Origin of the sequence: uncultured Aquimarina sp. (genome assembly GCF_947496855.1) — a bacterium.
Taxonomy (GTDB): domain Bacteria; phylum Bacteroidota; class Bacteroidia; order Flavobacteriales; family Flavobacteriaceae; genus Aquimarina.
Genome location: NZ_CANMED010000002.1, coordinates 224,143 through 238,840 on the forward strand (window position 1 = coordinate 224,143; position 14,698 = coordinate 238,840).

15 protein-coding genes are annotated in these 14,698 nt (G+C 30.2%); 8 read left to right on the forward strand and 7 right to left on the reverse strand.

Annotated elements, in window-relative coordinates; translation table 11 throughout:
* Positions 1-60: 60 nt before the first annotated feature.
* The 4 genes from Q0921_RS06955 to Q0921_RS06970 form a co-directional block, all read right to left on the reverse strand.
* Entirely contained in the window at positions 61-1,119 is a 1,059-nt protein-coding gene (locus tag Q0921_RS06955) for a fatty acid desaturase (protein ID WP_299255342.1), read from the reverse strand.
* Positions 1,109-2,206 carry an acyl-CoA desaturase gene (locus tag Q0921_RS06960; protein ID WP_299255345.1) on the reverse strand — a complete coding sequence of 366 codons (1,098 nt, stop codon included), beginning with the start codon at positions 2,204-2,206 and terminating at the stop codon, positions 1,109-1,111. Before Q0921_RS06960 ends, Q0921_RS06955 begins: the two co-directional genes overlap by 11 nt.
* A gap of 155 nt (positions 2,207-2,361) precedes the next feature.
* Positions 2,362-2,748 carry a hypothetical protein gene (locus tag Q0921_RS06965; RefSeq protein ID WP_299255348.1) on the reverse strand — a complete coding sequence of 129 codons (387 nt, stop codon included), beginning with the start codon at positions 2,746-2,748 and terminating at the stop codon, positions 2,362-2,364.
* A gap of 2 nt (positions 2,749-2,750) precedes the next feature.
* Positions 2,751-3,902, reverse strand: coding sequence for a hypothetical protein (locus Q0921_RS06970; RefSeq protein ID WP_299255351.1), 1,152 nt, complete (start codon positions 3,900-3,902; stop codon positions 2,751-2,753).
* A gap of 249 nt (positions 3,903-4,151) precedes the next feature.
* Here Q0921_RS06970 and Q0921_RS06975 point away from each other — a divergent pair, with 249 nt between their 5' ends.
* The 8 genes from Q0921_RS06975 (at position 4,152) to Q0921_RS07010 (ending at position 10,021) form a co-directional block, all read left to right on the forward strand.
* Positions 4,152-5,120: a hypothetical protein gene (locus Q0921_RS06975; protein WP_299255354.1), complete on the forward strand. Its 969-nt coding sequence runs from the start codon at positions 4,152-4,154 to the stop codon at positions 5,118-5,120.
* Between the two features lie 177 nt (positions 5,121-5,297).
* Positions 5,298-6,161 carry a sigma-70 family RNA polymerase sigma factor gene (locus Q0921_RS06980; protein WP_027395748.1) on the forward strand — a complete coding sequence of 288 codons (864 nt, stop codon included), beginning with the start codon at positions 5,298-5,300 and terminating at the stop codon, positions 6,159-6,161.
* 187 nt (positions 6,162-6,348) lie between these two features.
* The gene (locus tag Q0921_RS06985; protein WP_299255357.1) at positions 6,349-6,756 is read left to right on the forward strand and encodes a BLUF domain-containing protein; all 408 of its coding nucleotides are present in this window, start codon (positions 6,349-6,351) and stop codon (positions 6,754-6,756) included.
* A gap of 133 nt (positions 6,757-6,889) precedes the next feature.
* Positions 6,890-7,294 (forward strand): BLUF domain-containing protein, encoded by a 405-nt coding sequence (locus Q0921_RS06990; protein WP_299255360.1) that lies wholly within the window; start codon positions 6,890-6,892, stop codon positions 7,292-7,294.
* Between the two features lie 109 nt (positions 7,295-7,403).
* Positions 7,404-7,811, forward strand: coding sequence for a BLUF domain-containing protein (locus Q0921_RS06995; RefSeq protein ID WP_299255362.1), 408 nt, complete (start codon positions 7,404-7,406; stop codon positions 7,809-7,811).
* A gap of 50 nt (positions 7,812-7,861) precedes the next feature.
* Positions 7,862-8,521 carry a ribulose-phosphate 3-epimerase gene (gene rpe, locus Q0921_RS07000; RefSeq protein ID WP_299255364.1) on the forward strand — a complete coding sequence of 220 codons (660 nt, stop codon included), beginning with the start codon at positions 7,862-7,864 and terminating at the stop codon, positions 8,519-8,521.
* Positions 8,521-9,486, forward strand: a complete 966-nt coding sequence (locus Q0921_RS07005) for a YpdA family putative bacillithiol disulfide reductase (protein WP_299255367.1) — start codon at positions 8,521-8,523, stop codon at positions 9,484-9,486. The genes rpe and Q0921_RS07005 overlap by 1 nt, the downstream gene beginning before the upstream one ends.
* A 1-nt stretch (position 9,487) precedes the next feature.
* A complete protein-coding gene (locus tag Q0921_RS07010) occupies positions 9,488-10,021 on the forward strand; it encodes a hypothetical protein (protein WP_299255370.1) in 534 nt (177 codons plus the stop codon).
* Positions 10,022-10,089: 68 nt separating this feature from the next.
* Here the strand turns inward: Q0921_RS07010 and Q0921_RS07015 are convergent, their stop codons facing one another.
* The 3 genes from Q0921_RS07015 to Q0921_RS07025 form a co-directional block, all read right to left on the reverse strand.
* Positions 10,090-10,794, reverse strand: coding sequence for a Bax inhibitor-1 family protein (locus tag Q0921_RS07015; RefSeq protein WP_299255373.1), 705 nt, complete (start codon positions 10,792-10,794; stop codon positions 10,090-10,092).
* Between the two features lie 173 nt (positions 10,795-10,967).
* On the reverse strand, positions 10,968-11,831 hold the full coding sequence (locus Q0921_RS07020) for a zinc-dependent peptidase (protein WP_299255376.1): 864 nt from the start codon (positions 11,829-11,831) through the stop codon (positions 10,968-10,970).
* Positions 11,832-11,975: 144 nt separating this feature from the next.
* Positions 11,976-14,684 (reverse strand): LuxR C-terminal-related transcriptional regulator, encoded by a 2,709-nt coding sequence (locus tag Q0921_RS07025; RefSeq protein WP_299255379.1) that lies wholly within the window; start codon positions 14,682-14,684, stop codon positions 11,976-11,978.
* Between the last annotated feature and the right edge of the window lie 14 nt (positions 14,685-14,698).

Genomic DNA, 14,698 nt, shown 5'->3' on the forward strand with positions numbered 1-14,698 from the left:
ATCATCTAATAAAAAACACCTTCAACAATTTGAAGGTGTCTATACTTTAATATTATTGATCTACAATACTCTTCCTAGCACTCTTAAATGAGATAAATGTGATATGATTCCACCTATATACGTAGTTCGATTAGGCTCTATAAAATTACTTCTTAAAATCTTATAGAGAATCTTATTCAGTTCCGGATAATATACATGATGAATATGAGGAAACAAATGATGTGCAATATGATTATTAAAGCCCCCAAAAATGAAATTCGCTGTTTTACTAAAAGGATAAAAATCATTAGAACTTTGTATTTGATTTATCAACCATGATGCATTTATAAATCCAAAATCATCCGTTTTCGGATACATCACACCTTCTATATGATGTGTCATAAAAAAGGTAAATAATAAAAATAAGGATTGTACTAAATGCATTATAAAGAATCCAATCAAAATCATATACCATGTATGATCAATGAATACTAATGGTAACACTACTAAATAGATCAAGTAAAAAATCTTTTGACACCAAAAAGAAATCTTATATCTCATCGTTTTAGTTTTCCCGGTTATGCTTTTATCAAAGAAAATTTTAAAATCTTTAATAAATACCCAGAACAGCGAATATGTAGTATATAAAAATGGTGCATACCAATGCTGAAACTGATGAAACCATTTCTTGTAACTACCAGGAACTACCCTAATCAGGTTTGTTATCTCCAAGTCTGTATCATACCCTTCTACATTGGGTGCGTGATGATGTGATTTTACATGCCTATCTTTCCAAGCCTCTGCATGCGCTCCGACTATAGAATAAAGCAATACAAAACAACGATGATTCAGTTTTTTACTGCCAAAAATAGTATTATGAGAAAAATCGTGTGCAAAATTAAACGCAAACAATAATGAAATTAATCCGTATACTACATACACCACAACTAATAGAAATGGATGATTTACAATATATATACTAATATAGGTCACAACAGTTAAAAACAAATAAACTAAGCCTTTAAAGACAATTCTGCTTTTAAACAGTTTTGGACAGAAATTCAGCTTACTATTAATTTCCTTCTGAATATTATGAAATAATTCTGTATGTAGTTTATTATAAATATGTTTAGATTTCATAATTAACAGGTTTAAATTCAACTTGTGTTCCCATTTTTTTCAAAAACCTGAAATGCGACTTTAAAGCCTGAACATAGGACATCTCCATATATTCTATATTATATTTTTTCGCTACCTCTCTAAATATAGGTAGTAATTTTATATAATGTATATGACAGATATTAGGTAATAAATGATGTAGTGCGTGTGCATTAAAACCACCTAACACCCAATTCAAAAAAGTACTATCCACGTTATAATCAACAGAAGTACACATCTGTAATTTAGGCCAGCTCATATTAAGCTCCCCATTTGAATCAGGTTCAGGATGCACTACATAGTCTGATAAGTGAGATACTCCTAATACCGCCGTGAATATTATGCCCACTAAGAAATGATTTAATAAAAATGCTGTTATAATATATTCCCAACCAAATGGTAATAGAATGCAGGGGACCACAACCATATAGATAATATAAACTATCTTAAAAAATATCAGTTTAATAATCTCCCCAGTAGGAATACTAATCTTAATCGTTCTACTAGAGCGATTAAAAATCATTAAAAATTCTCTGAATAAAAACCAGTTAAGTGAATAAAATAAATACAAAAATGGAACATACAAGTATTGAAATTTATGATACCATCGCAAGTCTTGATCCATCGTCATTCTTACCAAAGGATTATTAAGAACATCGATATCGCTTCCTTCTATATTCGTATATAAATGATGAGATTCATTATGATTTTTACCCCATACATATGCATTATTCCCCTGTAGGTTAAAACTTAATTGAAATAAAAACTTATTCCAAAATTTACTTTTTACAGCAACTCCATGCGCAGCATCATGAGAAACGTTAAATGCATTTAATAATACAGATATACCTAGACCAATATAGAAAACGAAGAATGTTACTGTATTTGATGAAGTGAGCATAAAAAAATAAAACAAAACCACTAATGTAAAATACATAGCTATTTTAAAAATCATCTTTCTATTTCCGGTTTTACCTATACGATTACTCTCAAAATAATTTCTAATTCGTTCATTGAGTTCCTTATAAAAATCAGAACCTTCATCTTTAGAAAATTTTATTTTTTTCATAATTATTTCATTTTAAAATTTGACAAATCGATACCTACGTGATAACTATAATCGATCGCTACATTATCTCGATAGTATTACTTATTAATTGGTATGATTAATTATAAAGGCTTAAAATTTAGCCGTGTTTTTTAGGTCAATATTAGCATTGAACCTTACTTTTTCTTTCGCGAGGTGATATCTCTAAAAACTCCCAATTGCACGTTTCCAGTTTTTGATAAAAAAACTAATAATTGTTCTTTACTAGACCGCACGTTTATTTTTTGGGTTCGCCAATGCTTTATAAATGATAGCATTGAGACTACTCTATTGCTAGATGAAACACTAAAAATCCCGTCTCTAAGCGATCCTTTTATATATTTTGAAATCTTTTGAGTTTCTGATTTCATTAAACTAATTTTCAAAGTTTCTTTATCCAGTAATTTAATACGTGTATATAACTTTTCTTTTACCGGAATAAGACCAACCAAGTCTCCAGTAAGTACGTAAAATGCCTCGAATCCATAGTCCCCTTCGATGCTTAAGTTGCTAGTGATTTTCATAATTATGATGTTTTTGATTTCATTTTCTTTTTAGAAAATTGCCAATTAATAAAGGGTAAAGAACGTCTCTCATTCTTATTCCAAAGGCCAAATTGTATCCCTCTAAGATCTTTACAAGAATTAAACAATCCAATTTGAACTCCCTTTCCCATCCTGGATTGATTCCTTACTCCGGAAATCATAACACCTTCAAAATCATAAGTCATCGTATGCACACCTGTTAGCGAAAAACCTCTCATAGTATAAATACCGGTATATACTCCTCCTAAAGTCACTCCAGATTGTCTTGATTTACTCATTGATCCCACAGCGCTAATCGTTAATCCCTTTATAAAAACATTCATATCATCTTTATTACGTGCTAAACTAGAGTCTGAACTAAATAATAACCCATTCATGAATCCAAAAGTATATGCGAACAAGTTAATAGGCTCAACCTCTATAAGAAATCCATTTACTTTTAAAGTTTCGTCATCATTAAATGGCGCTGTACTTAGAGATAAAGCGAAACCATTTACCTCATCAACATTAAAAGGGACAACACCTATCTTTCTAGAAACATATGTATCCCTCTTAATAATAGGTTTAGGCTTTTCCTGTAAACCTTCATAATAGTAAGTTTGTCCACTTGATTCGTAGATTAAGTCTAACCCTTGCGCAGTAAGCAAAAGGCCTGATTCATATAAATTAATATCATTAGAATACACCTGTATATTTTTGATTTCTACAGATCTGTTTTTTAGATCATCCTCAAATATAAAGTCATACTTTTTTAAGTTTATTTTTTCATATAGTCCTAAAGATCTATCAGAAATCAAAAACAACTTGTCTAGATTGTTCACTGAAACTGGGATTGTATCAAAACCAGTATTATGTTTTTTTGCGACTGCTTCATTAAAAGTATTAGTAACATATATCGTATCTTTTTTTATATCTACTAGCCTACCATTATATCGTTCTCCACTTTTCAATTTTAAATCATACAAAACATTTTCGTATAAATAAAACCCGGTAGGGTCTGCTTTTACCATATCATCCTTTTGCTCAAAACTTTTTCCCTTTTTGATCAAAAGTAAATTTGTCTCTTGAGCTTTTATGTTTATCCAATTCATCAATAAGACGAATACAAACACTATTACAGTTTTGTTTTTCATTTTTTTGTTTTTAAAAATTTCACAAGTCAAAACTATTGTGATAATTACAAGACGTAAAGTGATAAATGCGAATAGAAATTTATTTTTTTGCGATTTTCACAAAAAAGTAAGAGCCAATTTCGTTATTTGCGATAAAAGTAATAATCACAAGAGGTGAGATATTTTTTTGTGAAAATCGCAAAAATTAACTTATTTTTCTATTTTACTTTACAGCACTAAACAACATTATCAATCGTCAAAAAATCGGAAATGATACAAGAAAACTTCTTAGAACTCATCAAGAAACAAATCAGTTCTAAAACTTCATTAATAGATGAAGTGGCCACTGCATTAGATATAAGTTATGACGCAGCACACAGAAGGATCAGTAAAAAAAGTAAATTATCTTTAGAAGAAGGTGTAACACTAGCTAAATATTTCAGCTTATCAATAGATCAATTATTCTCTAGTGAAGATGAGCATATAGTAGCTGTAAAAAAGACCGCTCCTGTTAAAGACATGGAAAGTTTACTGGCTTATTATGAAAACTCATATAAATCATTATCGCCATTAATTAACAATTCAAATGTAGAAATGATTTATTCTGCAAAAGATTTACCCATCTTTTACACATCAGATGACAACTTACTTTCGAAATTTAAAATGTATGTCTGGTTAAAAATTATGGATTCTGAACTGAGTGATATGAGATTTACAGGATTTAATCCATCGTTATCGCTTCTAGAATCTGCAAAACGTTTAGGTAATATGTACAATGACTTAAATTGTATAGAAATTTGGGATATCACAACGATAAATAGTACGCTAAAACAAATACACTTTTATTTTGAGTCGAATTCACTTACTTCTAAGGATGCTCTAGAAATATGTGATGATCTTGGAGAATTAATTAATAAGATCTCTAAAAAAATAATTGAACAAAAAGATAATTTCAAATTCTATTATAATGAACTGCTATTAATGAATAATAGAGTACTGGTCAAAACACCTACCGAAAGATCGTTGTATGTACCTTTTACTATTCTTTCCTATTATAGAACCAATGATGTAATAACCTGTGACCAAGCAGAACAATTCCTAAAGATCCAGATGGAAGGATCTAAACTATTGAGTACTGCAGGAGAAAAAGAAAGAAACTTATTTTTTAACAAGATGCATAAAAAAATTGAAGCACTGCGATCTCTTATTGTAGCAAAAAATGTTTTAGAGTTTGAATAAATTTGTAATTAAACAGCTAATAATACGACTAAAAGTCAAACGATTCAAGTTAAAAAAATAGATGATTGAAAAAATAATTTTACTTTTTTGTAACATTTTGGTAACGATACACGTATAATAAATAAAAGCAACGCCCTAAATAAAGTATTCACAAATAAAAATTCAAGGATAACATAGATGAGACAACTTAAGATTACGAAGCAGGTAACGAATCGTGAAACTGCATCGCTGGATAAGTATTTGCAGGAAATAGGTAAAGTAGATCTTATTACCGCGGATGAAGAGGTGGAATTAGCTCAGCGAATAAAGGCTGGTGATGAAAGAGCCCTTGAAAAATTAACAAAAGCAAATTTACGATTTGTAGTATCTGTTGCGAAACAATATCAAAACCAAGGACTTACGCTACCGGATTTAATTAATGAAGGTAACTTAGGATTGATTAAAGCGGCAAAACGTTTTGATGAGACCAGAGGTTTTAAATTTATTTCATACGCTGTATGGTGGATTCGTCAATCTATCTTACAAGCTTTGGCAGAACAGTCACGTATTGTTCGTTTACCATTAAATAAAATTGGATCTATTAATAAGATCAATAAAACATATGCATTTTTAGAGCAATCTCACGAACGTCCACCAAGTGCAGAAGAAATTGCAAAGGAACTGGATATGACTATAAATGACGTTAAAGAGTCTATGAAAAACTCTGGACGTCACGTAAGTATGGATGCTCCTTTGGTAGAAGGAGAAGACTCTAACCTTTATGATGTATTAAATTCTGGTGAGTCTCCTAATCCAGATAGGTCTTTATTACATGAATCTCTTCGTACTGAGATAGAACGTGCTCTAGAGACGCTTACACCAAGAGAAGCAGATGTGATCCGTTTATATTTTGGTCTTGGAGATCAACACCCAATGACATTAGAAGAAATTGGAGAAACTTTTGACTTAACACGTGAACGTGTTCGTCAGATTAAAGAAAAAGCTATTCGTAGATTAAAACATACATCTCGTAGTAAAATATTAAAAACTTATTTAGGATAACGTTTAATTTCCTAAATTGCGATTACAAACAGTTTATAACATAACTGTTCGTTTTTTGATTGATGAATGACCTCCGGCTGATTACCGGAGGTTTTTTCATGTAACACATTTAGTTGACGATTACTTTGCTATAAAAGCAGCCTTTTAGATTCAAAAAAAACGTATATTTAATTACAATCTCAACCACATGTGGCAAACCATTAGTTATGTAAGTACCGTAGATCCTTCACTAAATAATGATGATATGGAAAAACTATTCGAATTTGTTAAGTTAAAAAATAATGATCTAAAAATTACAGGAATACTAATGTACTCCGATGGTAATTTTTTACAAGTTCTAGAAGGTCAAAAAGATTTAATAGATCCTTTATTTAAAAAAATAAAACAAGATTCTAGACATTATAATATTATCAAAATCTTTGACAGAGCTATCATTAATCCTTGTTTTTCAAAATATCACTCCAATTTCAAAGTTGTAGGAGAATCTTATGATCACAATGAACTTCAAACTTTTCTGAGAGAAGAGAAATCCTTTAATCCTGATAATTATAAAAGTATTTCATATTTAGCTAACAAATTCATGAAGTTATCTTAACGGATATACTATGTTCTATTTTTTTGTATTTCGCAAAAGTAATTTTCATAAAAGAATAAACAAAATATAAAAACATAAATTAACATAAATATTCCCCAAAAAAATTGTAACTTTAGTATATAAGAAAACTAATATGTTACATACCATTTCATATGTAAGTACATCTAAGGAACTTTCTGATTTTCAAATCAATGAATTATTATATACCACAAAATTGAAAAATGAAGATCTTGGTATTACAGGAATTTTAATGTATTCTGATTATAATTTTTTTCAAATTATTGAAGGAGAAAAAAAAGTCATCCAATATCTATATCAAAAAATAAAAAGAGACATTCGTCACTTTAATATTATTAAAATACTAGATAGATCAATTAATATTCCTTCTTTTACAAGTTTTCAAAGCACATATACGATAATAAATCGAGAGAAGGATTATCCTGATCTACAACAATTTTTAGAGGTAGGAAAAGTTTATAACCCCAAAAACTTCCAAAATATATCCTACCTCGTCAATAAATTTATGAAGCTTGCCTAATACTGTCTGGGCAATAAATTTCATACTCATTAAAGTAGTAAACACAAGTCATTTTTTTAAGATCAAGGGTGAATCCCTATAATTAAATTTAACCAATATTTAATCTACTATGTGGCAAACCATTAGTTATGTAAGTACTGCAAATAAACTTTTAAGTAATTCTGACATTAATGAGTTATTCGAGTTTGTTAAGATTAACAATAACAGCTTAAACATCACAGGTATATTGATGTATTCTGATGGTAACTTTTTTCAAATCCTTGAAGGTGAAAAAACACGTATACAAGATTTGTTTAAAAGAATACTTATTGATTCTAGGCATTATGATGTAATCAAGATTTTCGATCATGAAATGGAGAAACCTACATTCTCAAAGTACGATTCTAAATTTTCTACAATTAATAAAAAATCCGAACATTCAGAGTTACAGAGTTTTTTAGAAAAAGAAAAGTCTAATAACCCAGAAACATTTAAAAGTATATCTTATTTAACAAATAAATTTATGCAGCTTTCTTAAGTACAATTTCAAAACTTTAATAGTATTTTTGCAGCAAACAATACTATTTTATGTCTTCAAAATTAATTGCCCCTTCGGTACTAGCCGCTGATTTTGCTAATTTACAGCGTGATGTAGAAATGATCAATAAAAGTGAGGCTGATTGGTTTCATATCGATATAATGGATGGAGTATTTGTCCCTAACATCTCCTTTGGCATGCCTGTCTTAAGAGATATTGTAAAACATGCCTCAAAAACTATCGATGTACACTTAATGATTGTAGATCCCGATCGATATATAAAGACTTTTGCTGATTTAGGAAGCAATATTCTTACCGTTCATTATGAAGCCTGTACCCATCTTCACAGAACTCTACAAGCAATAAAGGCGGAAGGTATGAAAGCTGGTGTAGCTATAAACCCTCATACTAATGTAAGTTTACTTGAAGATACTATCAAGGATATTGACTTAGTATGTATTATGAGTGTAAATCCAGGTTTTGGTGGTCAATCTTTTATAGAAAACACCTATAAAAAAGTAAAACAACTTAAAGAAATAATTGATCGCAATAATGCCAGTACATTGATTGAAATTGATGGAGGAGTCACTAACAAAAATGCCAAGCAACTAGTCGATGCTGGAGCAGATGTATTAGTTGCTGGGAGTTATGTTTTTAAAAGTCAAGATCCTATTCAAACCATACAAGGATTGAAAGAATTAATTTCTTAATGAAACACATTGATCTCATAATAATTGGTGGAGGCCCAATCGGTATTGCGTGTGGTCTGGAAGCGAAGAAAAAAGGACTAAACTATCTAATAATAGAAAAAGGTCCTATCGTAAATTCTATTTTTAATTATCCTGTAAACATGCAGTTCTTCTCTTCTTCAGAAAAACTAGAGATTGATGAAATACCTTTTATTAGTAATGAATCAAAACCTAAAAGAAATGAGGCATTAGAATATTATCGAAGGATCGTTTCTTCTAATGACTTAAATATTCATCTTTTTGAGAAAGTAAATTCTATAAAAAAAGAAGAAAACATCTTTCATATAAAAACAGAAAAACAAGAATATACTGCTTCATATATCGTTCTGGCAACTGGATTTTATGATATTCCAAATACTATGGATGTTCCTGGAGAAGAACTACCAAAAGTTTCGCATTATTACAAAGACCCTCATTTCTTTGCAAAACAAAAACTATCTATTATCGGCGCTAGTAATTCTGCAGTAGATGCTGCTTTAGAATGTTACCGAAAAGGAGCTGATGTTAGCATGATTGTCAGAGGTCCAGAAATTGGTAAACGCGTAAAATATTGGGTTAAACCAGATATCGAAAACAGAATTGCAGAAGGCAGCATCAAAGCTTATTACAGCACATCAGTTAAAGAAATAAAACCTCAGCAAATCATCCTAAACACTCCTAAGGGAGAAATTAGTGTAGAAAACGATTATGTATTAGCACTAACGGGTTATACACCGAATTTTGATTTTCTAAAGAAAATTGGAATTCAGCTTTCTGATGATGAAAAATTGCATCCCAAATATAATGAGGAAACCATGGAATCTAACATTGATAATCTATACCTAGCTGGAGTAATATGTGGAGGTATGGACACTCATAAATGGTTTATAGAAAACTCTAGAATTCACGCAAAAGCAATAATAAAACATATAATTTCAGGGAAATAAGATGTTTAATAAAAATCCAGTTGCTTCCTTTAAAAAAAGATCTAAAAAATGGCATCTGGATCTTCAGAATTACAATCAGGAAAGTTTATATCATAAACCCTCTTCTAACCAATGGTCCCTTGCTGAATTATATGATCATATTATACGCGTAGCAAAAACATACCAACTCCCAAATTTTCATAAATGTATAGATAACGATACTAAAAATGGGAAACTTAAGAACGGTGCAGCATATTTAATATTTAATCTAAATATTATTCCTAATCGCAATATCAAAATGGAATCTTTTCCTTCTAAAATTGTGATTGACTTTACTCCTGAAATATTAAAAAGAGACCTGTTAGAAAACAACTTCAAAGAATTCATAGTAGAAACTGTATCCAAAGAGCCTCTGGTAAAAAAATGCGATACAAAAATAAAGCATAGTCATCCATTCTTTGGAATGATTAATGCTGTCGAATGGTTTTCTCTTATCGAAATACATATGAGACATCACGAACGTCAAAAGAAACGACTGGAATCTATAAATAAATAGTAAAAGGCTGTCTTATAAGACAGCCTTTTACTATTTATAACGTATTTCTGACCTATTAAGATAGGCTTCTAATCATTAGATAAAATACTAAGGATATACCAGAAAAGTAACATTAACGAAGCAAACAATCCTAAAGATGCTCCCACATATTGATCCTCCGAATATTTATGAACCATATTAGAAGTCTGGTACAATATAGATCCAGAAGCTAAAATTACCATTCCCACGCTAAACCACAATCCAAGATTAAATCCAAATAGTAATCCAGCTACAATCAAACCTAATGCAATAAAAAAACCTATTGTTAACATTGACTTAAGAAAAGAAAAATCCTTCTTTGTTAGCAAAACTACCCCAGAAAGACCTGTAAACAGGGCTAAGGTTAAAATTGCTGCCTGACTTAAAATATCTCCTCCTCCATTTCCTGCGATTATCATCGCATACCCAATCAAAGGAATAAAAATAAAGGCTTCTGCTACTACGTATAGAAGCAAACCTAAATACTGTTGTTTGATATCATGACTTTTATGTGCCATTTTTTCGGCATAACTAGTTGCCAACATAAAACCACCAAGCATTAACATCCAACTCCAACCTTGTGCCATCGAAAACGCAAAATTCACCAAAGGTTCAATCTGAAAAAACAACCATTCTACAATCACAAATAACAATACCGCCATTGCCAGATGTGTATAGGTTTTTTTATAAAAAGCTACTCTTTTTTCATCCGTAAGTGAACTTACTACAGGTGCTACTTGTTGTAATCCTTCCATGTTATTCTTTTTTTTATTAAAATTATTTAATGCGATAAATATAGTTTTTATCGTTTAATATAAGTGTCATGGTTGAGCAAAATGTTACTAGTCTTTTTGGTTTTTTTACAAATTAATTGCTAAACACCTGTTATACGGCAAGCAGACATAATTTCAATGTTCTAACACCGGTTTTAAATCTGAAAATATCTAAAGTTTAACATACGACCAACATAAGCATAAATGTCAGGAAATTGCTCTTTTAGCTTTTCAGGAGATTCCATGAAAACTTCTACTAACACTGCTATAAATTCAAATTTATCTGTAAAAGCATACTCTCTTAAAACTTTAGATTCAATAATCTTATTACGTAACTCCACAGAAGAGAGGTGCTTTTCTAGTTCTAAAAAAGTATCATGAAATATTTCTGAGCTAATATTATTACTTTTCAAAGAGCAGTAATGGATGGCATGGGTAATTTCATGAATTCCTAGATTTACTCCATCTTGCTGATGTAAGTTTCCTATTTTAAAATGTTCCCAGGACAACACCAAAGCTTTAGATCTTGGGTTAAACTCTCCATTATTTTCTGTTTTATTAAGAATGGAGTAATAAGAAGATGGGTATAAAATAATAGTATCTACATATTCTAACAAATAATTTCGCATCCCAAAGGTTAACCGAATTACCATCATTGTAATTTGCATTCGCTTATCATCATCAATGATAAGTCCTTCTCTACCAACAAACTTTGTGTTTTCTAAAAATCTTACAACTCGATGTTCAAAATATCCTTTTCTTCGTTTGTCTAATTGATTATATAGTGTATTTGTCTTTAAAAAAGATAACAAATGTGTTGGTAATTTTTTAGGGCCTAGATAGAAATGCACAAAAAAAGGTTTCTTATAAAATTTCGCATATACCGTTTCCAGGTATCGAGAAACATAATACAAGCATATCGAAACAATACCAACGGCTAATATGATTCCAAGGAATTCCGGAATCCTGGGTTCAGGTTTTTCCTGAAAGGATAATGTATATAAAAAATTAAAATTCAAAAGGGCTAAGTAGGTTTACAAAGTCACAAAATAATGTTTTTGAGATAAAAACTCTGTTAAATCAATTACTAAAACGTTAATCCTTAAATAATAGTATTAAAAAAGAACACAAAGCTTTAGACAGCAAATAATCAAAGAGCATATCTAAAAACTTACCAAAAACTGAGTCAAATTATCATCAGAGCTTAGATTCATTTTTTTTCTAAGCTTATGTCGATTCACATCTACACTTTGAGGACTTATACCAAGTAACGGAGCTATTTCTTTAGAAGACAAATTCATTTTAAGGTATGCACACAGTCTTAAATCTTTCGAGGTTAAACTAGGATGTTGTTTAGACAATCTTTCATAAAACTCTTGATGAGACTTATCAAAGTTTATCTTAAACAATTTACTTTCTTTATCGGTAATATAATATTCCACAAGCCTTTTTAAATCCATGTAATTACTATCCTTTGAGCGAATATTAGGAGACTCTTGGATTTTTACAATTTTATCTCTAATCTTTTTCAAAATCTTATTTTTATTAAGATTTACATAAGCGATCTGAGTAAGCTCTCTACTTTTTGCTTTTACTTCATCTTCTAGTTTAGAATTTTTAAGCTCTATGATTTTACGTTCTTGTTCTAATTTTTGAGTTTTATAAACTTCTTCTTGTTTATGTAGCTTTTCTTCTTTCTGTTTAAGGAGTTTAATTTTTTGCTTTTTCATTTTATAGCGATTAACAAAAAATGCTATAAATACCAACCCGCCAATTAGTAATAAATAAACTCCATACGCCCAAAGGGTTCTGTAAATAGGGGGTTTTACTGTAAAGGAAAAAGAAGACTCTCTTACGTTTTCATCATACTTCGCTCTAATATAAAATGTATAATCTCCTTCGGTGAGGTTATACAAAGTCTGTTCTGTTGAAGTTGTCCAATCGTTCCAGTCCTCATTATTTATTTTTGATTGATAACTTACTTTTTTACCATATATCGGCAAAGCATATCTTATTTTAATGTCATTATCCTGAAAAGGTATTTCTGACTTTTCTGAATAAGATACATTACTATTCACTGATGCAAAATCTCGAATTAACACTTCTTCTCTTTTACTATTTATAGGGATAAAATTATCTCTAACATATACTGAGAAACCACTGTAAACCGGAATGAGTTCATGTTTATCATCTAGTGTAAAGGAATTTAAAACATCAGGGACCAGTTGATCCTGAAGCTCTTCCAGATTCATTAAACCATTTTCATTTTCTATTACAATACTATTATTATCTATGTACCAAATTTCATCGTCTTTTTCAATAATACGAGGTGCATATCCTTTTTTATTTCCTAGTTCCTTTTTAACAAATGAATTATTTTCAGGTTCATACATATATGAATGAAAGCCTGATGTAATAACAATTTGTTTTTTAACCTTTGACATTGACAAAACAGCTCCTTCAAAATCACTTAAAGGGAAAAAAGCTTCTTTTATGAGTGTATTATTACTATCATTTAAACTGAATTTAAATACCCCTTCTGATCTTAATGCTAACCATATATAATTATCTTGATCTATTTCTAAATACCTTACTGATTTATTAAACCCTTTAAGTTGATATTCTTTCCAATTATCATCAATTTTCTCGTATAATGATACTCCATTATAATGCGGTGAGAGAATAAAGTCTCTATTCTTATTCTTAAAACTTCTAAAATCCCAGGCTCCTTTACTAAAGCCCATTTTAGTTATTGTTTTTCCACTTAAAGTGTATGCGCCGGTATCATGCCCAACCAATACCTCATCATTTATAGAAACGATATTCCAAACTTGCCCCTTCAGTAATTGCTCAAAATTGTTTTCCTTAACTGCCGATTCATGATCCAACAGGTACAATCCTTGATTAGTACCTATATAGTAAAAACCGTCATCTTGTATTGCAGCATATGTTGTTCCTAGTTTACCATAGTAATCATAAAAATATTTCAAAGAAGAGTTTAATTTTAAATAATCGACTCCATAATCTAATGCTAACCAAAGATTATGCTCATCATCCTGAAATATTGATAAAACCGTATTGTTTTGTAAACCCTTTAACTTGTTGATGTTTTCAGTTTTTCCATTATTCAAATCGAGTAGATATAATCCATCAGATACCGTTCCTAAGGCAATTCTATCATCTTCAAGTTTTAAAAAAGAGAAAACCTGTGCTTTTTTAACTTCTTCAGATAACGAAAAATTTAACGGAACAACTATATCATTATTAAGCTTAAATAGTCCTTTTGTATCACTGATGAGAATTAAATCTTCGCCCAATTTAGTAACCCCTATAATATTAGCGTTTAGTTCATCACTATTATATATAGGCAACAAACTTGTTCCAGATAATTTAAAAATACCATGCTCATAATCATTTACATATAAATCCCCATCTACTTTATAACTCCATCTAAAACAACATGGAGCGGGTATTTTGGTAATGATATTACCTTGATTAATATATAAATTACTAAAGGTTTGAAAAACGACTTCATCGTCTATTTCGTGTATTCTCCAATACTCTTCGGCACTATCAGAAACACTTTTATTAACACTGTTTAATAATGAAACTTTATAAGCATCTTTATCGTCAGTAATTATCAATCCAAAATGCCCATCCGCACCAAAATAGATTGAATCCTTATTCTTAACAAATAAACTTCTATTAACCATTGCGTTATTAGTCACCACGGAATGCCATTCACTTCCATCAAAGATTAAGATTTTATTTTCATTTGCTACATATACAATTCCATTTTCATCTTGTTCAATATCCCAAGATTGTGCTCCAAACCCCATATTTTTAGTATCGTAGTGGGTGATTTCAGGCAAAATCTTATTTTCAA